The sequence below is a fragment of the Mycobacterium sp. genome, from assembly GCF_965229265.1.
Taxonomy (GTDB): Bacteria; Actinomycetota; Actinomycetes; order Mycobacteriales; family Mycobacteriaceae; genus Mycobacterium.
On record NZ_CBDDIY010000012.1, the window covers coordinates 795179 to 813575 of the forward strand.

The 18397-nt window shown below is 65.5% G+C and carries 19 protein-coding genes, 2 tRNA genes and 1 pseudogene; 15 read left to right on the plus strand and 7 right to left on the minus strand.

Annotation, left to right across the window (positions count from 1 at the left end):
• The first annotated feature begins 67 nt into the window (after nucleotides 1-67).
• From ADBZ9K_RS21605 to ADBZ9K_RS21640, 8 genes are all read left to right on the plus strand, one after another.
• Nucleotides 68-532 (plus strand): hypothetical protein, encoded by a 465-nt coding sequence (locus ADBZ9K_RS21605; protein WP_526624026.1) that lies wholly within the window; start codon nucleotides 68-70, stop codon nucleotides 530-532.
• 26 nt (nucleotides 533-558) lie between these two features.
• Nucleotides 559-921, plus strand: coding sequence for a DUF1622 domain-containing protein (locus tag ADBZ9K_RS21610; RefSeq protein WP_526624028.1), 363 nt, complete (start codon nucleotides 559-561; stop codon nucleotides 919-921).
• 7 nt (nucleotides 922-928) lie between these two features.
• The gene (locus ADBZ9K_RS21615) at nucleotides 929-2245 is read left to right on the plus strand and encodes a threonine/serine exporter family protein (protein WP_526624030.1); all 1317 of its coding nucleotides are present in this window, start codon (nucleotides 929-931) and stop codon (nucleotides 2243-2245) included.
• A 40-nt stretch (nucleotides 2246-2285) separates the two neighbouring features.
• The gene (locus ADBZ9K_RS21620; RefSeq protein ID WP_526624309.1) at nucleotides 2286-3284 is read left to right on the plus strand and encodes a phosphotransferase family protein; all 999 of its coding nucleotides are present in this window, start codon (nucleotides 2286-2288) and stop codon (nucleotides 3282-3284) included.
• Entirely contained in the window at nucleotides 3281-4459 is a 1179-nt protein-coding gene (locus ADBZ9K_RS21625; protein ID WP_526624032.1) for an acyl-CoA dehydrogenase family protein, read from the plus strand. The genes ADBZ9K_RS21620 and ADBZ9K_RS21625 overlap by 4 nt, the downstream gene beginning before the upstream one ends.
• Nucleotides 4456-5217 carry an SDR family NAD(P)-dependent oxidoreductase gene (locus tag ADBZ9K_RS21630; protein WP_526624034.1) on the plus strand — a complete coding sequence of 254 codons (762 nt, stop codon included), beginning with the start codon at nucleotides 4456-4458 and terminating at the stop codon, nucleotides 5215-5217. The genes ADBZ9K_RS21625 and ADBZ9K_RS21630 overlap by 4 nt, the downstream gene beginning before the upstream one ends.
• Nucleotides 5218-5340: 123 nt before the next feature.
• Nucleotides 5341-5610 carry a hypothetical protein gene (locus ADBZ9K_RS21635; protein ID WP_526624036.1) on the plus strand — a complete coding sequence of 90 codons (270 nt, stop codon included), beginning with the start codon at nucleotides 5341-5343 and terminating at the stop codon, nucleotides 5608-5610.
• 117 nt (nucleotides 5611-5727) lie between these two features.
• Nucleotides 5728-6024, plus strand: a complete 297-nt coding sequence (locus tag ADBZ9K_RS21640; RefSeq protein WP_526624038.1) for a hypothetical protein — start codon at nucleotides 5728-5730, stop codon at nucleotides 6022-6024.
• A 10-nt stretch (nucleotides 6025-6034) separates the two neighbouring features.
• On the opposite strand, the gene ADBZ9K_RS21645 is transcribed toward ADBZ9K_RS21640, so the two are convergent.
• The 4 genes from ADBZ9K_RS21645 to ADBZ9K_RS21660 all read right to left on the minus strand — a co-directional run bounded on the left by ADBZ9K_RS21645 (nucleotide 6035) and on the right by ADBZ9K_RS21660 (nucleotide 8213).
• Complete coding sequence (locus ADBZ9K_RS21645; protein WP_526624039.1) at nucleotides 6035-6229, minus strand: three-helix bundle dimerization domain-containing protein; 195 nt, start codon at nucleotides 6227-6229, stop codon at nucleotides 6035-6037.
• Nucleotides 6230-6477: 248 nt separating this feature from the next.
• On the minus strand, nucleotides 6478-7650 hold the full coding sequence (locus ADBZ9K_RS21650; RefSeq protein ID WP_526624310.1) for a Fic family protein: 1173 nt from the start codon (nucleotides 7648-7650) through the stop codon (nucleotides 6478-6480).
• A 361-nt stretch (nucleotides 7651-8011) separates the two neighbouring features.
• A tRNA-Arg gene (locus tag ADBZ9K_RS21655) sits at nucleotides 8012-8084 on the minus strand.
• A 40-nt stretch (nucleotides 8085-8124) separates the two neighbouring features.
• Nucleotides 8125-8213 (minus strand) — tRNA-Ser (locus ADBZ9K_RS21660).
• Nucleotides 8214-8330: 117 nt separating this feature from the next.
• Between ADBZ9K_RS21660 and hisC the strand changes: the two genes are divergently transcribed.
• Nucleotides 8331-9398 (plus strand): histidinol-phosphate transaminase, encoded by a 1068-nt coding sequence (gene hisC / locus ADBZ9K_RS21665; RefSeq protein WP_526624041.1) that lies wholly within the window; start codon nucleotides 8331-8333, stop codon nucleotides 9396-9398.
• Here the strand turns inward: hisC and ADBZ9K_RS21670 are convergent.
• Together ADBZ9K_RS21670 and ADBZ9K_RS21675 are read right to left on the minus strand one after the other, a co-directional pair.
• Nucleotides 9385-9990, minus strand: a complete 606-nt coding sequence (locus ADBZ9K_RS21670; RefSeq protein ID WP_526624312.1) for a TIGR03086 family metal-binding protein — start codon at nucleotides 9988-9990, stop codon at nucleotides 9385-9387. The two genes, hisC and ADBZ9K_RS21670, sit on opposite strands and share 14 nt — an antisense overlap.
• A 201-nt stretch (nucleotides 9991-10191) precedes the next feature.
• Nucleotides 10192-11439 (minus strand): annotated as a pseudogene (locus ADBZ9K_RS21675) (pyridoxal phosphate-dependent decarboxylase family protein); the annotation flags it as partial.
• 266 nt (nucleotides 11440-11705) lie between these two features.
• On the opposite strand from ADBZ9K_RS21675, the gene ADBZ9K_RS21680 reads away from it, so the two are divergent.
• The gene (locus ADBZ9K_RS21680; RefSeq protein WP_526624042.1) at nucleotides 11706-13172 is read left to right on the plus strand and encodes an amino acid permease; all 1467 of its coding nucleotides are present in this window, start codon (nucleotides 11706-11708) and stop codon (nucleotides 13170-13172) included.
• 177 nt (nucleotides 13173-13349) lie between these two features.
• On the opposite strand, the gene ADBZ9K_RS21685 is transcribed toward ADBZ9K_RS21680, so the two are convergent.
• Complete coding sequence (locus ADBZ9K_RS21685) at nucleotides 13350-13601, minus strand: hypothetical protein (protein ID WP_526624044.1); 252 nt, start codon at nucleotides 13599-13601, stop codon at nucleotides 13350-13352.
• Nucleotides 13602-13886: 285 nt separating this feature from the next.
• Here ADBZ9K_RS21685 and cysK point away from each other — a divergent pair, with 285 nt between their 5' ends.
• From cysK to ADBZ9K_RS21710, 5 genes are all read left to right on the plus strand, one after another.
• Nucleotides 13887-14819, plus strand: coding sequence for a cysteine synthase A (gene cysK, locus ADBZ9K_RS21690; RefSeq protein WP_526624046.1), 933 nt, complete (start codon nucleotides 13887-13889; stop codon nucleotides 14817-14819).
• Between the two features lie 4 nt (nucleotides 14820-14823).
• A complete protein-coding gene (gene cysE, locus ADBZ9K_RS21695) occupies nucleotides 14824-15525 on the plus strand; it encodes a serine O-acetyltransferase (protein WP_526624048.1) in 702 nt (233 codons plus the stop codon).
• Between the two features lie 191 nt (nucleotides 15526-15716).
• Nucleotides 15717-16679: a MetQ/NlpA family ABC transporter substrate-binding protein gene (locus ADBZ9K_RS21700; protein ID WP_526624049.1), complete on the plus strand. Its 963-nt coding sequence runs from the start codon at nucleotides 15717-15719 to the stop codon at nucleotides 16677-16679.
• Between the two features lie 24 nt (nucleotides 16680-16703).
• The gene (locus ADBZ9K_RS21705) at nucleotides 16704-17732 is read left to right on the plus strand and encodes a methionine ABC transporter ATP-binding protein (RefSeq protein ID WP_526624051.1); all 1029 of its coding nucleotides are present in this window, start codon (nucleotides 16704-16706) and stop codon (nucleotides 17730-17732) included.
• The gene (locus tag ADBZ9K_RS21710; RefSeq protein WP_526624053.1) at nucleotides 17729-18391 is read left to right on the plus strand and encodes a methionine ABC transporter permease; all 663 of its coding nucleotides are present in this window, start codon (nucleotides 17729-17731) and stop codon (nucleotides 18389-18391) included. Before ADBZ9K_RS21705 ends, ADBZ9K_RS21710 begins: the two co-directional genes overlap by 4 nt.
• Nucleotides 18392-18397: the final 6 nt, after the last annotated feature.

Genomic DNA, 18397 nt, shown 5'->3' on the forward strand with positions numbered 1-18397 from the left:
CAGACGCATAGAGCGCACCGATCGGTTGCACAGCGGGCTCCCAGGTTGACCGCACACGGTGGGTTTCATGAGCACTGAACATCAACCGGTGTGGGGCGCCCCCTCGGAGCACCCGACGACCTGGTCGACCCGCACGACGCTGGTCGCGGTCGGGATCGCCGCCGCACTGGCGGTCCTGGGCGGTGTCGTGGTCTACGCCAGCACCGGCGGTGGCCATGACACGGGCGGGAACATGGGCGGCCCGCCCGGCTGGGGTGGGCCCGGCGGATTCGAGCGCACGGTGCACGGCGAGAACGTCGTCTCCGACGGCGAGGGCGGATTCACCACCGAGCTGACCCAGACCGGCGAGGTCACCGCCGCCTCGGCGACGTCGATCACGGTCCGCAGCGAGGACGGCTACAGCCAGACCTACGTGCTCGACACCACCACCCGTCAACCCTCCGAAGCCCTGCACAACGGTGCGCGGGTGTCGGTGCGGGCCACCGATGTCGACGGCGCGGCGACGGCCACGGCGGTAATGCCCGCCCGCTAGGGGTTTGCGTTCCTACAATTCCTGCGATGAGCTTCTTCGAGGTCATCGAGACGGTGGGCAAGACGATCGACGCGGTCGGGGTCGCGGTGATCGCGCTGGGCGCGCTGATGTCGGCCGCCGGCGTCGTCCGTCGGCTCAAGACGGGTGACGCCTACAAGGCGTTTCGCCAGCAACTCGGCCGTTCGATTCTGCTGGGCCTGGAGCTTCTGGTGGCCGCCGACATCATCCGCACCGTCGCGGTCACCCCGGACGCCCGTAGCGTGGCCGTGCTGGCCGGGATCGTGCTGATCCGTACCTTCCTCAGTTTCTCGCTGGAACTGGAGATCACCGGTTACTGGCCGTGGCAGAAGAACCGCCCCCAGCAAGCCAGCCCGGCCGGTTCGCGATGATGCGGGTATGAACGAGACGAGACGGGCCCGGCGCAGGCGGATCTTCGACGCGCTGCGCAAGACGCCCCCCGAGCCGCTCGGGCCGCCAGACGTCCACGACCAGGTCGAAGTCGCCGCGATGCTGCGCGAGATCGGCATAGCCCTGCTCGTGGTGGAGCAGCCGACCCAGCTCGTGACGGCGCGGCTGTTCGAGATCGCCGCGCAGTACACCACCGAGCCGGTGCGCATCGTCGTCCTTCCGACTGTGTTGATGATCCAGGTCGGTACCGTCGGCTACGAAGTGGACACCTCCACGACCTACTCCGTGCAACTGGATATGGCCGGTCGCATCGACGACATCGCCACGCTGGCCTCCGTCGGGGCGATCACTCCCGCCGATGCCATCGAGTCGATCCAGCAGGCCCGCATCCTGCCCCCACGGTTCGGCCCCATCGCCACGACCATCGGATATGCCGTCACCACAGTGGGTTTCGGCATGGTGATCAATCCCACCTGGGCATCGCTGCCCGGATACGTCTTCCTGGGTCTGATCGTCGGGGCCATCGCGCAAGTGGGCCGGCCGTTCCCGTCGCTGAACCCGGTGCTGCCCACCCTGGCCGCGATGGTCACCACGATCCTGGCGACCTGGTTCGTCGCCGACACCGCCAACGACGGGCTGCTGCGGGTGATCGCGCCCGCGCTGGTGGCGATGCTGCCCGGGATGGCACTGACGATCGGCGCGATGGAGCTGGCCAGCTCCCAGCTGATCGGTGGCACCAGCCGGTTGGTCTACGGGGTCGCCCAGTTGGCGTTGCTGGTGTTCGGCGTCGCCCTGGGCACACACGTCGCCGGCGAGGTCGACCCGCAGACCCCCTCGACGCAGATGGGTTCCTGGTCGTTGTACGTCGCGATCGTGGTGGTGGCGATCGGGCTCTACGTCTACCTGTCGGCTCCGCGTGGCTCGCTGGTCTGGCTGGTCCTTTCGATCGCGGTGGCGCTGGTAGGCCAGGCCATCGCCGGAAAGTTCGTGGCGGCGGCCTATTCCGGCTTCATCGGGGCTTTTCTCACCGTGCCATTCGCGATGCTCGCCGCGCGGATCAAGACCTCGCCACCGGCGATCGTGATGATGCTGGCCGCGTTCTGGGCGCTGGTACCGGGCGCACTGAGCTTCGAATCGGTGACCCAGGCCGCGACGGGCGGCAACGTCGGGGTGGCCAGTCTGGGTGCCACCGGTGCGGCGATCCTGTCGATCGCGTTGGGCACCGTGATCGGGTGGAGCGTCTTCCACACCATCGACAGCCGGTTGCCGTGGCCGAAGGGGCTGGCTCAACCAACCGTACGGTAGGTTCACCGGGGTGGATGACCTGACCTCAGTGGCCGCATGGATGTCGGAGCAGGGCTTGGGCGAGGGCCCGGTCGAGAACGTCTCCGAGATCACCGGCGGCACCCAGAACGTGATGCTGCGTTTCACCAGCTCAGGCCGCGAATACGTGTTCCGCCGCGGCCCGCGGCACTTGCGGCCGGTGAGCAACAAGGTGATCCTGCGCGAAACCCGGGTGCTGCGCGCACTCGCCGGCACCGACGTCCCGCATCCCCGGCTGATCGCAGTCTGCGAGGACACCTCGGTGCTCGGCGACGCGGTGTTCTATCTGATGGAGCCGGTCGACGGCTTCAACGCCGGCGCGACGCTGCCGGCACTGCATGCCGGTGACGCGAGCATCCGGCACGAGATGGGCCTGTCGATGGCCGAGGCGGTGGCCAAGCTCGGTGCCGTCGACCACGTCGCGGTCGGGCTGGCCGACTTCGGCAAGCCCGAAGGATTTCTGGAACGTCAAGTGCCACGTTGGCTTTCCGAGCTGGAGTCCTACAGCGGCTTCGAGAGCTACGCCGGACCAGACATCGGTGACGTCGACGCGGTCGCGCGCTGGCTGCAGCAGAACCAGCCCGCCGACTGGCGGCCCGGGATCATGCACGGTGACTACCACGCCGCCAACGTGATGTTCTCCCCCACCGGAGCTGAGGTGGTGGCGATCGTCGACTGGGAGATGTGCACCATCGGTGACCCGCTGCTTGATCTCGGGTGGATGCTGGCCACGTGGTACCTCCCCGGCAATGAGTCGGTGCTCACCAATGTGCTGATGGACGCCGGCGGCCTGGCCACCCCGGACGAGCTGGTGGAGCGCTACGCCCGCAACACCGATCGGGACCTGTCCGCAATCGACTGGTACACCGTGCTGGCGTGTTTCAAGCTCGGCATCATCCTGGAGGGCTCGAACGCGCGCGCAGCTGCCGGCCTGGCTCCCAAGGAGATTGGCGATCGACTACATATCGCAACCGTCCGGTTGTTCGAACGCGCTGCGGCGCTGATGGAGGGACAACAATGATCGATTTCGAAATCCCCGCCGACCTGGCCGCCCTGCGCGACGAGGTGCGCGCGTTCGTGGTGGACAAGATCGTTCCCTACGAACGTGATCCCCGCCTGACCCGCCACGGCCCCAACGAGGAGTTGCGCACCGAACTCGTCGGCCTGGCCAGGGAGGCAGGCCTTCTGACGTTCCAGGCGCCGCGCAAGTTCGGTGGCCGCGAGCCGTCGCACCGCGAGCAGGCGGTGCTGTTCGAGGCCGCCGGCTGGTCGACGCTGGGTCCGGTCGCGCTCAACTGTGCGGCCCCCGACGAGGGCAACATGTACGTGCTGTCCGAGATCGCCAACGACGACCAGGTGGAGAAGTTCCTGATTCCGGTTATCGACGGCCGGCAGCGCTCGGTGTTCGCGATGACCGAACCGGGCGGTGCCGGATCGGACCCGAATCAACTTGCCACCGAAGCGGTTTTCGACGGCAGCGACTACGTGATCAACGGCCGCAAGTGGCTGATCACCGGGGCCAACGGTGCCCGCACCTGGATCATCATGGCGCGCGTGGCACCGAATCCGCATGGCGCGGATGGCCCCACGCTGTTCTTGTGCGACGGCCAGACACCGGGAATCGAACTCGAACGCGTGATGGACACCATGGACCGCAACTACGTCGAGGGGCACGGCGTCGTCCGGTTCGATAACCTGCGCCTACCGGCCTCGGCGGTGCTCGGCGACGTGGGCCAGGCGTTGCGCTATGCCCAGCTGCGGCTGACCCCCGCCCGGTTGACGCACTGCATGCGGTGGTTGGGCGCCGCCGCACGTGCCCACTCGATCGCGATCGAGCATGCCCGCACCCGCACCGGTTTCGGTAAACCGCTCGGCGAGCACCAGGGTGTGAGTTTCATGTTGGCCGACAACGAGATCGCGCTACAGCAGTGCCGGCTCGCGATCTGGTGGGCGTGTTGGACGCTGGACACCGGCGCTAAGGGTCGCCACGAGAGTTCGATGGTGAAGGCCTACGTGTCCGAAGAATTGTTCAAGGTGGCCGATCGCTGCGTGCAGATCCTCGGCGGCATGGGCATTTCCGACGAAACCCCGGTTGGCATGATCTTCTCCGACATGCGCGCCTTCCGGCTCTACGACGGACCCACCGAGGTGCACAAGTACGCGATCGGACGCCAAGTGCTCAGGAGCGCGCTGTGAGCGTTCTGGATTCCTTCCGGCTCGACGACAAGATCGTCATCGTCACCGGCGCCTCGTCCGGTCTGGGCGTGTCGTTCGCCCAGGCCTTCGCCGAGGCCGGCGCCCACCTGGTACTCGGGGCGCGACGGGTCGAGCAGCTGGCGCGCACCGCTGCCCTCGTCGAGGAGGCCGGCCGCAGGGCCTACACCCACAAGACCGACGTCGCCGATCCCGACCAGTGCCAGCGGCTGGTCGAGTCGGCGATCAACGAGTTCGGTCGGGTGGACGTGCTGATCAACAATGCCGGGATCGGCACCGCCGTGCCCGCCACCCGGGAGACTCCCGAGCAGTTCCGCACGGTCATCGATGTCAACCTCAACGGCTCGTACTGGATGGCGCAGGCGTGCGGCCGGGTGATGGCGCCGGGCAGCTCGATCATCAACATTTCCAGTGTCCTTGGCATCACCACGGGTGGCTTGCCGCAAGCCGCGTACAGCGCATCCAAGGCCGGCGTGATCGGGCTGACCCGCGATCTGGCCCAGCAGTGGGGGCCGCGCAAGGGGATTCGCGTCAACGCGCTGGCACCCGGGTTTTTCAAGAGCGAGATGACCGACGAATACCAGCCCGGTTACCTGGACAGCCAACTGCCGCGGATCATGGTGGGCCGCATGGGTGATCCCGCCGAGCTGGCCGCGACGGCAGTATGGCTGGCATCACCGGCAGCGGGATATGTGACAGGACAGACAATTACCGTCGATGGTGGCCTGACGATCACCTGACGGTAACGATGTGACGTCAATTCGACACCTCTCAGACGACTCACACGTTGGCGACATGCCCCTCTAAGGGACGCGTGGAACTCTCGAACGCAGAAGGTTCCCGAGCCGAGAGGGCGGCCGCCCATGTGGATCGACCTGTACGTGGCGATTGCACTGATCGGCGCTGTCGCTGTATGGCTCATCAGCCAGCGGTTTCAGTCCTACGATCCGCCCAACGATATCGTGCGCGGGTTCTTTGCGCTGGTGGCCGGCGCGCTGTGGCCGCTGGTCATCGTCGGCGCCGTCCAGATACTGGCCGTGCGGTTCGTCGCGCGGCGACTGACCCCCACTGCCATTCCCCAACTCGATCTCCGCGAGTTCGTCGCACAGCAGGACCTCAGCCTGCATAGCTGACCTTGGGTGCGTGGTAGCCCGGTGTTCGAACTGAGACCAGCTGTTCACCGCGGGTTTCCCATCCACTCAAGCGTTTTGGGCGACGATGTTCGCCAGTCGTAAGAGGGGGTCCGCGCGGTGAGAATCCATCCACAGGTTGCATCAGCGGGGTTGGCGCTGGCCACGATGATCGGTATCGCGTTGTCGGTCGCGTCACCGGCCTGGGCCGACGACTCCGGTACCTTGTCCTGGCCCGATCCCAACGAGCCGTACTACTGGGACGCCAACGAGAATGCCGGGGGCACGGGCCCCGCCCCACCTCCTACCGACGACCTGTACTGGAAAGAAGGCCAGGACGCCGGCGGAACGGGCAACGCGCCGCAGCCGAGCGATCCGGAATACACCGACGAGGGTGAGAACGCCGGGGCCTACTAGGCCCGGCGGGTTACGACGACCAGACGAGCTGCGACGCGTTCCGAGACAGGTCGGCGCGAGCGCGGCGCTCGACCAGCAGGGGGATGAACTCGCGAACTCGGCTGTCCGAGAAGTGCTCGTAGGCGCGGTGCACCGCGTGGGCGACGTCATCGTGAGCCAGGTCCGGATAGGTTGCGGCCAACCGGTCGACCACTTGTTCGATCATCGACGCTTCGCTGACTTGGCCCACCCGTCAAGCGTCGGCCAGACGGACAGGTTCGTCAATTTGACAGCCGTCACTTTCGCCGTGGGCACAAACATCGCGTGAGTGCACCCGAAGGGATTCGTCCGAATAGTCCTCTAGCACAGAATATTTCGACCAAATCCGGGGACGGATCTATCAAGAAAGTGGAGACTCGGACGTCTGACTCCCCCTGCTCGATCGAGCGCAACCGGAGTTAGCCTGCCGCATGCTCAGTATTCGAGCGCAGCTAGGACCTCATTGCTTTGGAAGATTCGGTCGTACCTACCCGTCGTACGCTGTCTGAGAATCCCCAGTTCGACCAACTTGGAGATGGCGGTGTTGGCGGCTTGATATGAGACTCCGTAGAGCTTCGCGGCCAGCGACGCCGTAATCATCGGATAGCCGATCAGATCGTCTGCGATTCGCAGCGATACACCCTTCGAGCCTTGAAGGGTCATCTGGAAGCTCTCCCGAAGAGCTAGAAGCTTGTCGACACGCGCAATCACCTCAAGCGCCTCGGCGTGAATAGCTGTCGATATGAGACAGACCCAGGGGTTCCAATCACCCGTTTGAGATACACGGAGCAGTCCGTCCTGGTACTGGGCTCTGTTCTGCTCGAGCCAAGGCGATATATTCAAGACCGGGTATCGCAGGTCTCCCGCGCCCATCAACTGAAGCGCCATGACGAGCCGGCCCAACCGGCCGTTGCCATCGTGAAAAGGGTGCAACGTCTCAAACTGGTAGTGCGCGGCGGCAACGCGGACGATCGTCGGTATCGGGTTGCTAGCGTCCCTTAACCAGGCTTGCCAGGCATCGAGCCCATCGCGAAGGCGGTGGTCGGCAGGCGGAGGAACGAACCGAGCCGACGTCACACGACGGTTACCGACGCCGATGAATACCTGTGTTGTACGAACACTCCCGGCGTGCGGCCCATCGCTAGCGGTGCCACGCAGCAGCTCCTGTTGCAGGTCTTCCAGCATGCGTATCGAGATAGGTTGGCCGTGGGCTATTAACTCGTACGCGCGCTCGGCGGCGGTCACATAGTTGCGCACTTCACTTACCGAGCTCGTTATCTCATCGGCGTCAAGGAAGTCCGCTTCGAAAATGTCAGACAACGCCGCATAGGTGCCCTCAAGGGCCGACGTACTTACTGCTTCTCGACGTGTGGCTGGGCGGGCGAGTAGTGCCGGGTTCGGCAGCAGCGAGGCCGCTTGGTCGGCCCGGGCCATCGCGGCCGTGGCATCGACAACCGCGTTGTAGGTCGCTGCGTCGAGGGCTAACTCAGCGGGTAGCGGATCCGGGACGAACGCGACGTAGTCGTAATCTTCCTTGAATCTTGGGTCATAGCCTGATGTTGGAACTAGCTGTCCCACCGGGCTAGCCCGCAGTTTTCCCACGTCCATCACGCATGTCCCAACCGTCACACTGGCCACAACCTTGAAAACCAGCCTTGTAATTTAAAGGTTACCGGCTAAACCTTGAAAAGTGCGTACCCGATTTCAAGGTTCCGCACGACGAAGAGGATCTTATGAGCGAAGAGACTGCGCGGCGGCCTGCCGAAGCGAAGGCCGAAGAGACGCAGCAGCAGTTGAGTCCCACGGAGCTGGCCACCACGGAGGAGCACTACCTGCAGCGGCACACGGAGGAGGCCGGACCAGGAAGCGTTGGATGCTACAACCCACGTCCGGGGTTGAATGCAGCGGGAAAGGAGCAACTCCCGGGCGTGTCGCTCGCGCCACGGGAGTCATGAATGCTGGCACTGGGTGCGCCCGAAGGGATTCGAACCCCTAACCTTCTGATCCGTAGTCAGATGCTCTATCCGTTGAGCTACGGGCGCCTTCATCTTCAGTTGTTCGTGGCTGACGAATCAGCCGCGGCGGAGGCGAGAGGATTTGAACCTCCGGTCCCCTGTAAGGGGGACAACTCATTAGCAGTGAGTCCCATTCGGCCGCTCTGGCACGCCTCCTGAACTACCTGAGCGTACCGGAGCCTGATCGATGCCCCGGAACCGCCGATCCGACAGAGTACACAGCAGCCACACGTGATGGCAAAGCGGTCCCTCCGGGCCCCTAGACTGGGCCGAGTGACCGCTCGCTTGCGTCCAGAACTGGCTGATCTGCCGGCCTACACGCCGGGCAAGACCGTCCCGGGCGCCATCAAGCTGGCCAGCAACGAAACGGTGCACGGCCCACTGCCCAGCGTTCGCGCCGCGATCGCCGCGGCCGCCGAGACCATCAATCGCTACCCCGACAACGGCTACGTGGAGCTCAAGGAGCAGCTGGCCAAGCACGTCAGCAAGGACGGGCCGTTCACCCCCGAGCACATCGCGGTGGGCTGCGGGTCAGTGAGCCTGTGTCAGCAGCTCATCCAGATCACGTCCAGCGTGGGCGACGAGGTGATCTTCGGCTGGCGCAGCTTCGAGGTGTACCCGCTGCAGGTCCGGGTGGCCGGCGCGACACCGGTTCAGGTGCCGCTGCGCGATCACACCTTCGACCTGGACGCCATGCTGGCCGCGGTCACCGAGCGCACCCGGCTGATCTTCGTCTGCAACCCGAACAACCCGACCTCAACCGTCGTCGACCCCGATCAACTGGCCCGGTTCGTGGCCGCCGTGCCGCCGGATGTCCTCATTGCCATCGACGAGGCCTACGTCGAGTACATCCGCGACGGCCTGGTGCCCGACAGCCTCGGGCTGGTCCGCGACCATCCGAACGTGGTTGTGCTGCGTACCTTTTCCAAGGCGTACGGGTTGGCCGGCCTGCGGGTGGGCTACGCGGTCGGCGACCCCGACGTGATCACCGCACTGGGCAAGGTCTATGTGCCGTTCACCGCGACCACTGTGTCGCAGGCCGCCGCGATCGCCTCGGTGCATGCCGCCGACGAGCTGCTGGCCCGCACCGACGCCGTGGTGGCCGAGCGGCGCCGGGTGTGCGCTGCCCTGGCCGAGCTGGGCTACAGCTTCCCGCCGCCGCAGGCCAACTTCGTGTGGTTCCCGCTGGCCGAACGGACCCTGGACTTCGTCGAGCAGGCCGCCAACGCACGCGTGCTGGTGCGCCCCTACGGCACCGACGGGGTGCGGGTGACCATTGGCGCACCCGAGGAGAACGACGCGTTCCTGGCGTTCGCCCGGGAGTGGATCACGACGAGCTGACGGGCACCCGGCCGGTGAACGCCACCAGCCGCTCCAGCGTGGAGGCATGCTCGCCGACGTCAATCGGATCATCGAAGCCCGCCCTGACCCGGCCCTCCGGGGTGACGATCTGACGCGCCAACCCCGTCACATACTCGGCCAACGAGTCCGGGACGTCGATCGGCCGGCCGATCGCGACCGCGTAGTCCCAAGCGTGAACCAGGAATTCGAGCGAGAGGATGGCGGCCATGAACGCCGCGGGCGCCTCCCCCGAACCCCAGGCAACCGAGCCGTCCAGCCCGCGGCGCTGCCAGGCGTCCAGCGCCGGACGAGCGGCAGCGATGAGTTGGCGTTCGACGGAGTCCTCGGCGTTGCGCTCGGGGAACTGAGCGCCGGCCGCACCCCCCAGCATGGTGATCGAGTTCAGCAGGTGATCGGTGAGCCCGGCGACGTCGAATTCCCGGCACGGCGTCGGTTTGCCCAGGTCGTCGGTGGCAATCCCGTGGACCACCTGCTGCAGCACCTGCAGCGCCGCCTCGGCGCTGTCCAACTCGTCGGTGGGGGGAGATTCCGGCCCCGCGGTCCCGCGTTGGGCGGCTTCCTCCGCACCGATGCGGAGCACGCCGTCGATCAGCTGCTCGATATCCTCGGCGCGGGTGCGGTGATTGACGATCGCCGCGCGTATCGCCGGCTTGCCGTCAACGACCGTAAGCGACGGTGCCACTTGCCCTTCGAGATGAAGGCGTTCAATGATCCGACCGTTGAGCGAATCATGTGACGGTTGGCCGACCTCCGGGTCGCCGTAGGAGAAGCACACAACGTTGAGGGTGACTGGAGCCAAGCGAGTCAGCGACGGCTCCGCGTCCACCCGATCGGCCAGCTGCCTGGCCAGGGACGACGTCGCCGACATGACGGTCGCCAGCTGGTCGAGTCCATAGGTCTTGATGGTCAGCCAGACCTTGAGCGCCCGGAATCCGCGCGACAAGTCCGGCCCCAGATCGACTGGCCACCAGTCGCCTCCGGCGAGGCCCTGTCCGGCGCGGCTGAGATACGCGGCGTCCGAAGCGAAGGCGTCGCGCAACCATTGGCCGTTGGCCACCAGCAGAAAACCTGCGTCATAGGGGACCTGGGCCCATTTGTGGAAGTCGAACGCGATACTGTCGGCTCGCTCGATGCCAGCGTAGAGCGGAGCCAATTCCGGAGCGAGAATTCCGAACGCGCCAAGCGCCCCGTCCACGTGGTAATGCAGCCCGAACTCGGCGGCGATATCGGCAAGCGCAGCCAGATCATCGATGCTGCCGGTGTTTACCGTCCCTGCGGTGCCGACGAGGAAGAACGGCAGATGCCCGTCGACCAAGTCGGCTTCGATGGCAGCCCTGAGAGCACTGGGATCAATTTGTCTGTCTTCATCGGTGGCGATCGATCGCAGCTGTGCCGAGCCGATGCCGGCGATGTCGAGGGCCCGGGAGATGCAGGCATGGGCTTCGCGGCTGGCGTATGCGGTCAGCGTGCGAGTCTTGGGCAGGCCGTCGCGGCGCACCTGCCTGCCGAGGGTCCGCGTCCGTGCGGCCACCACCGCCACCAGAGTCGCCTGGCTGGTGCCGGTGAAGAACAGGCCGTCGGCGGTGTCCGGGAATCCGAATATCTCCCGTACCCAGCGACCGACCTGCCGCTCCACATCCAGCGGAACGTGGTTGCGGCCACCCAGGTTGGAATTCAGCCCGCCGGAGATCATTTCGCCGAGCATGCCGACCGCGGTACCGCCACCCTGCACCCAGCCCATGAATCCGGGATGGCCGTTGCCGCTGCCATAGGGCAGGATCTTCGTTCGCACCTCGGCGTGCACCTCGGCCAGCGATGTGGGGCCCAACGGCAACGGGGCGTCGAAAGCAGCCCGCACCTCCGGCGGCGCCGGCTGCCAGAGGGGCCGATCGGCAAGGCCGGCGATGTGATCGATCACGTCGTCCAACATCCCGTGTGCCTCGGCACGCAGACCCTGCCAGTCGGCGGGATCGAGCCCGATGCCGGTCACGGCTTGCTCTGTTGACTGGGGCACCACCATGCAGCTCCTCACTGGACAACTGAGGGCAGATTAATCGGTCGATGCTGTCTTCCGATACCGCAACATTGCCAGGCATGGCGACCCGGCCGCCCTGGGCTGGCCGGCCGGCGAATCAGCCGATACGCGAAACCGATTGGACCGCAGTGCTTCACCTCGCCGGTACGGGACCGCGACGGACGCGGCCGCGGCAACCGGCACGGCCGACAATTAATCGTCGTCAGCAAATAGCTGGGCGTCGCGGCCGCAGGGTGGTACTTCCTTGCGATATGAGCGGAACCGCGACCGAGACGGGGGTCCCGGCAGCTGCCGTCTCCCCTCCCCTCGCCACCAAGCTTGGGCTGGTCAGCGTCATCTTCCTGGGTGTCAACTCGATCATCGGAGCCGGGATCTTCCTGACCCCCGGGGCCGTGATAAAGATCGCCGGCCCGCTCGCGCCGCTCGCCTATGTGCTTGCGGCGCTCTTCGCCGGCGTCCTGGCCATCGTGTTTGCGACCGCCGCCCGCTACGTCAAAACCAATGGCGCCTCCTATGCGTACACCACAGCAGCGTTCGGACAGCGGGTGGGCATCTACGTCGGGGTGACGCACGCCATCGCCGCATCGATCGCCTGGGGAATCCTGTCGTCGTTCTTCGTCTCCACCTTTCTGCTCGCGGTGTTCCCCCATTCGGGCTGGGCTGGGAGCACCGACATCGTGTCGGTCAAGACGCTCGGGTTTCTGATCTTCATCGCGGTATTGCTGTTGATCAACATGTTCGGAAACCGCGTGATCGCCTGGGCGAACGGTATTTCCACCGTAGGCAAGCTGTCGGCGCTGGCCCTGTTCATTGGCGGAGGGCTGTGGATCATCGTTACCCAGCACGTCAACAACTACGAATCCGCAAGCGCGAACGGCGTTTACAAACCGCAGAACTACTCACTGTTCGGTGCGATGGACCTCGGGCACAACACGGCAACAACCCTGGTCCTGGCCACCGTTGCCGCGCTCTACGCGTTCACCGGGTTCGAATCGATCGCAAATGCGGCCGAGGAGATGAAGGATCCCGAGCGCAACCTGCCACGCGCCATCCCGATCGCCATCGCCACGGTCGCGGTGGTGTACACACTGGCTATCACGGTGGGAATGACATTGAGCTCGGAAAGGATCGCAGGTTCCCACGAGGTCGTGAAACTCGCGGCGGCCATTGGTAACGACGTCTTCCGGGCGGCCATCATCATCGGCGCGTTGGTGTCGATGTTCGGCATCAATCTCGTCGGCTCGTTCGGCGCTCCGCGACTGTGGACCGCGCTGTCCGACGAGGGAATCCTGCCGGCTCGGCTGTCGGTGAAGAACCGCTTTGGTGTTCCCACCGTCGCGTTCGTGCTCACCGCCGGGCTGGCCATCGCGTTCCCCCTTGCGTTGCACTTCGACGACAGCCATCTCACCGGTCTGGCCGTGATCGCACGATTCGTCCAGTTCCTCACGGTACCGGTGGCGCTCATGGTGCTCGCATCAAGCCGCTCTCCCAGGTTCGCCGGGGTCACCCGAAATGCCCTGACCGACAAGGTGCTGCCCGTCATCGCGGTGGTGATCACCGTGCTGCTCGCCGTGTCGTTCGACTATCGGACCATAGTGCTGGGACCCGACGGCGGGCCCAACTACTTCTCGATCACCCTGATTGTCATCGCCTTCGTCCTGGTACCCGGCATCGCGTACTGGCACTACCACCAGGTGTCCGGCAAAAGGGCGTCATAGCGCAGGGGCGTTGTTCGTCGACTCGGCGATCAGCGGCCGACTGGGCAGCTGGGCCCACAGCTGCAGGGCGACTTCGGCCTGAAACACGATGCGCAAGCACTCGAGGTAGAGCCTAGGTACACCGAGACCCCTAGGCCCCCGAGCATCCGGCTGAAGTTGTCGCCGGCGACCAGAGCCTCAATTCCCGAAAGCTCTTCTGCGGAAACCGCTTTCGAGCCGGATCAGCCACGCTCTTCGTTGGCCACCTCGCGACAGACCCAGCGCCCGTGCGGATTCCGTCTGGATCCGCGGGAGGCCGCCGAAGTCACCCGGGAAGGCCCCGGCCAGATACGCTCCGCCGAGCAAGGCCAGCCCGATGATCGCGGCTGTGCCGGCCGGGAGTTTGACGCACACCGTGGGCAATACGTAGTAGAGGACGAGCAGTGTCACGCGCGTCAATTTGCCCCGGCCGGTCGGTTGTTGCGGTCGGCCTTCCGAGGCCTCCCCGCGGCGCAATTCCGATCCGGCTGATCCAATTACTTGCCAAGCCAGCACCGCCCTGACCTCGGCGAATGGCCCGGTGGAAGGCGTGGTGACCCGGCTGAAACGGTGCGGTCATCGCCTGCGGCTCACCGCCACGACACCTGTTAGGCTGGGCGCCCAAGCGGACCCGGCGGTCCAACCCGAAGGACGCGAGGTCAGCCAGGCCTTGCGTTACATCATTGGAGAAGGTTCATGAGTATCGCCGATGACATCACCCAGCTGACCGGAAAGACGCCGTTGGTACGGCTGCGCCGGGTAACCGACGGAGCGGCGGCCGACGTGGTCGCCAAGCTGGAGTCGTTCAACCCGGCGGGCAGCGTGAAGGACCGTATCGGGGTGGCAATGATCGACGCGGCCGAGAAGGCAGGCCTGATCAAGCCGGACACCATCATCCTGGAGCCGACCAGCGGCAACACCGGCATCGCGCTGGCGATGGTCTGCGCCGCCCGAGGTTACCGATGCGTGCTCACCATGCCCGAGACGATGAGCATCGAGCGCCGAATCCTGCTGCGCGCCTATGGCGCCGAACTGATCTTGACTCCCGGCGCCGAGGGCATGCCGGGCGCCATCGCCAAGGCCGAGGAACTGGCCAAGACCGACGAGCGGTATTTCGTCCCACAACAGTTCGAGAACCCGGCTAACCCCGCCATCCACCATGCCACCACCGCTGAAGAGGTGTGGCGGGACACCGAGGGGAAGGTGGACATCTTCGTTGCCGGCGTGGGCACCGGAGGCACCATCAGCGGGGTGGCCGAAGTGCTCAAGGAACGGAAGCCCTCGGTGCAGATCATTGCGGTGGAGCCAGCTGCTTCGCCGGTTCTCTCCGGCGGCAAAAAGGGACCGCACCCGATCCAGGGCATCGGCGCGGGATTCGTCCCGTCCATCCTCGAGACGGAACTGATCGACGAGATCATCCAGGTCGGCAACGAGGACTCCTTCGATCTGGCGCGGCGGCTGGCCCGGGAAGAGGGCTTGCTGGTCGGCATTTCATCGGGTGCGGCGACGTGGGCTGCCCTGCAATTGGCCCGCCGACCCGAGAACGCCGGCAAGCTCATCGTCGTCGTGTTCCCCAGCTTCGGCGAGCGCTACCTGAGCACGGCGCTGTTCGCCGATCTGGCCGACTGAGCCCATGCTCCGAGGCATTCTTCGGGACGTGCAGTCGGTCAAGAAGCGCGATCCCGCCGCTCGTTCGACGCTGGAGATCGTCCTGTGCTACCCCGGCCTTCATGCGGTCTGGGGTCACCGGGTCACCCATTGGTTGTGGCATCGCAATGCCCGACTGGCCGCCCGAGTGATCGCCGAAGGTGTTCGGAAGCTGACCGGAGTCGAGATCCATCCCGCGGCCGTCCTCGGTGACGGGGTATTCATCGACCATGCCACCGGCGTGGTCATCGGGGAGACCGCGGAGGTCGGCAACGACGTCACGATCTATCAGGGCGTCACGCTGGGCGGCACCAACCTCGACCCGGTGAAACGCCATCCCACCGTCGGCGATCGAGTGATCATCGGTGCCGGCGCAAAGGTTCTGGGCGCCATCACCATTGGCGCCGACAGCCGAATCGGTGCGAACTCCGTCGTCGTGAAGTCGGTGCCGCCCGGATCGGTGGTCGTCGGGGTCCCCGGCCAGATCATCGGTCGGCCCGCTGGAACCGAGACCCCGTCCGAGACCAAGACCGATCAAGCCAACTTCCCCGACCCCCTCGGGGTCAGCCTGCACTCGCTGCTCAGCCGGGTGACCAAGCTCGAGGCGTTGGTCGACTCTCCTCGTTCGGAGCGGGTGATCCGGCCCCCGGAGGCCGGCGTCTGGTACGGGGAAGACTTCTCCATCTGAGCCGTACCCACACTCTCCACGGGCACTTCTGCGCACGCTGCGCATAACCACACTGACCTTTGCTGATAGCGGTCGGCATAGTGACCGGCTCCTATGCGCGCGACCGATGATGCTGTGAAGATTGCGCGCCACCACTCGTCACTTTCGCGTGGGGTGGGCACAGCGAGATCGGACAGAGCGGGGGCGACCAGGTGACCAACGCGGAGGACAGCGCCGCCGTCGACAAGGACGACCCGCGCTGGTTACCACCGAGGCCCAAGCGCGATCGTTCGCTGATCATCGCCGGCGCGGTCGTGGCGGTCGGCCTGGTGGTCGGTCTGGTCTTCTCCCTGTTCGGCGGATCGAACGCGATTCTGCGCAGCGACGACGCCAACGTCGTCACCATCGGCACGACCGAGGGCAGCGCCGACTACTGGCCGATCCTGCAGCGCCTGGCCGCCGAGCAGGGCATCACGATCAAGGTGATCAACTTCGCCGACTACTCCCAGCCCAACCCCGCCCTGGCTCAGGGGCAGACCGATCTCAATCTGTTCCAGCACCTGCAGTTCCTGGCCAGCTACAACGTGGCGGCCAACCAGACCCTCACCCCGGTCGGCTCGACGGTCGTGGTGCCACTCGGGCTGTACTCCAAGCGCTACACCTCGGTCGAGCAGATTCCGGTCGGTGCCGAGGTCGCGATCCCCAACGATCCGACCAACCAAGCCCGGGCGCTGCTGGTGTTGCAGCAGGCCGGTCTGGTGAAGCTGCGCGGCGGCGGAAGCACCCAATCCACCCCGGCCGACGTCGAGGCGGCGGGAACGCGGGTGCGGGTGGTGCCGATCAGCGCCCAGCAGACGGTGACCTCGCTGCCGTCGGTGGCCGCCGCGGTCATCAACAACGGGTTCGCCCTGGATGCCAACATCGACCCGTCGTCGGCGATCTACAACGACGACCCGAACAGCGCGGCCGCCGAGCCCTACATCAACGCCTTCGTCGCGCGCGAGCAGGACAAGGACAACCCGACCTACCAGGAGATCGTCAAGCTCTACCACGATCCGGAGGTGACCAAAGCCGTCGTCGACGCCTCCAAGGGCACCGCTGTCATCGTCGACCGTCCCGCAGCCGATCTGCAGCGCATCACGCACGACCTCGAGAACCAGATCCGTCAGAAGTGACCGGCCCGGCAACAAGGAGATCCGATGGCTCCGATCGTTGAGTTCGTCAACGTCACGAAGACGTATCCCGTCGAGGGATCCAAGGACACCTTCGACGCGATCTCGGGGATCAGCCTGACCGTCGAGACCGGCAGCATCTACGCGATCATCGGCGGCTCGGGTGCGGGCAAAAGCACGCTCGTGCGCACGATCAACGCCCTCGAACGTCCCACCTCCGGGCAGGTGATCATCGAAGGCACCGACATCACGACGCTGAGCGGCAAGCAGATCCGAGAACTGCGAACCCGCATCGGCATGGTCTTCCAACAGTTCAATCTGCTCAACTCCCGCACCGTCTACGGCAACATCGCATTTGCGCTGGAGTCCGCCGGCGTGCCCAAGGACCAGCACCGCGACCGGATCGCCGAACTGCTGCACTTCGTCGGGCTGGCCGAGAAGGCCTGGGCCTACCCGCGACAGCTCTCCGGTGGGCAGAAGCAGCGCGTGGGCATCGCCAGGGCACTGGCGGCCAACCCCAAGATCCTGCTGGCTGATGAAGCCACGTCGGCACTGGACCCACAGACCACCAATGACGTACTGCGCCTTCTCAAACGCGTGAACTCCGAATTCGGGATCACCGTCATCGTGATCACCCACGAGATGGACGTGGTGCGCAAGATCGCCGACCGGGTCGCCGTGCTGGATCGGGGCACCCTGGTCGAAGAAGGCGACGTCTACAGCATCTTCTCCGCACCACAGGCCGACCTCACCACCGCGATCGTGTCGAACTCTCTGCACGACAAGCCCTCTGCCGCCGACGCGGCGGAGTTGGCGCAGCGATACCCGGGACGGCTCGTCGCGGTCACCGTCGCCGACGAGGACCGGGTCGGCGCCATCCTCGCCGATGCCGTGCGATCGACCGATGTCGGATTCGAATTCGTCTACGGCGGAATCTCGGCGCTGCAGGGCAAATCCGTCGGCAACATCACGCTGGCGCTGACCGGTTCGGACTCGGCCATCGACCACGTCGTCACACGGCTGCGTTCACACACCACGGTGCAGGAGTTGGGATGAACATCAACTGGGACGTACTCAAGCCGATCTTCGCCCAGTCCATCTGGGAGACCCTCCAGATGGTGGTCACCACCCTGGTGGTGGGCGGCTTCTTCGGGCTGATCCTGGGCGTGCTGCTGTACACCTCGCGCACGGGCGGCGTGCTGGAGAACAAATGGATCTACAACATCCTCAACGTGGTCGTGAACTTCGTCCGGCCCATCCCCTTCATCATCTTCATCGTCGCGATCGGACCGCTGACCCTGTCGGTGGTGGGCACCACCATCGGCACCAAGGCGGCGATATTCGCCCTGATCATCGCGGCGTCGTTCGGCATCTCCCGCATCGTCGAGCAGAACCTCATCTCGATCGATCCCGGCGTGGTGGAGGCCGCACAGGCCATGGGTGCCAGTCCATTTCGGATCATCACCCGCGTGCTGTTGCCCGAAGCACTCGGGCCACTCATCCTGGGCTACACCTTCGTGTTCATCTCGGTGGTGGACATGACCGCGGTCGCCGGTTCGGTGGGCGGCGGTGGTCTGGGCAACTTCGCGATCGTCTACGGCTATCAGAGATTCAACTGGTGGGTGACGTGGCTCGCGGTGTTGACCATCATCGTGTTGGTTCAGGCGGCGCAGTTCTTCGGGAACTGGTTGTCGAACAAAGCACTTCGCCGTTGAGCGGGC

Bases quoted from the DNA above. Each gene is read 5' to 3' on its own strand.
- ADBZ9K_RS21680 (WP_526624042.1), top strand. From the start codon at position 11,706: ATGAGCGGAACCGCGACCGAGACGGGGGTCCCGGCAGCTGCCGTCTCC.
- ADBZ9K_RS21605 (WP_526624026.1), top strand. From the start codon at position 68: ATGAGCACTGAACATCAACCGGTGTGGGGCGCCCCCTCGGAGCACCCG.
- ADBZ9K_RS21610 (WP_526624028.1), top strand. From the start codon at position 559: ATGAGCTTCTTCGAGGTCATCGAGACGGTGGGCAAGACGATCGACGCG.
- ADBZ9K_RS21625 (WP_526624032.1), top strand. From the start codon at position 3,281: ATGATCGATTTCGAAATCCCCGCCGACCTGGCCGCCCTGCGCGACGAG.
- ADBZ9K_RS21620 (WP_526624309.1), top strand. From the start codon at position 2,286: ATGTCGGAGCAGGGCTTGGGCGAGGGCCCGGTCGAGAACGTCTCCGAG.
- ADBZ9K_RS21710 (WP_526624053.1), top strand. From the start codon at position 17,729: ATGAACATCAACTGGGACGTACTCAAGCCGATCTTCGCCCAGTCCATC.
- ADBZ9K_RS21635 (WP_526624036.1), top strand. From the start codon at position 5,341: ATGTGGATCGACCTGTACGTGGCGATTGCACTGATCGGCGCTGTCGCT.
- ADBZ9K_RS21705 (WP_526624051.1), top strand. From the start codon at position 16,704: ATGGCTCCGATCGTTGAGTTCGTCAACGTCACGAAGACGTATCCCGTC.
- ADBZ9K_RS21615 (WP_526624030.1), top strand. From the start codon at position 929: ATGAACGAGACGAGACGGGCCCGGCGCAGGCGGATCTTCGACGCGCTG.
- ADBZ9K_RS21650 (WP_526624310.1), bottom strand. From the start codon at position 7,650: ATGGACGTGGGAAAACTGCGGGCTAGCCCGGTGGGACAGCTAGTTCCA.
- cysE (WP_526624048.1), top strand. From the start codon at position 14,824: ATGCTCCGAGGCATTCTTCGGGACGTGCAGTCGGTCAAGAAGCGCGAT.
- ADBZ9K_RS21645 (WP_526624039.1), bottom strand. From the start codon at position 6,229: ATGATCGAACAAGTGGTCGACCGGTTGGCCGCAACCTATCCGGACCTG.
- cysK (WP_526624046.1), top strand. From the start codon at position 13,887: ATGAGTATCGCCGATGACATCACCCAGCTGACCGGAAAGACGCCGTTG.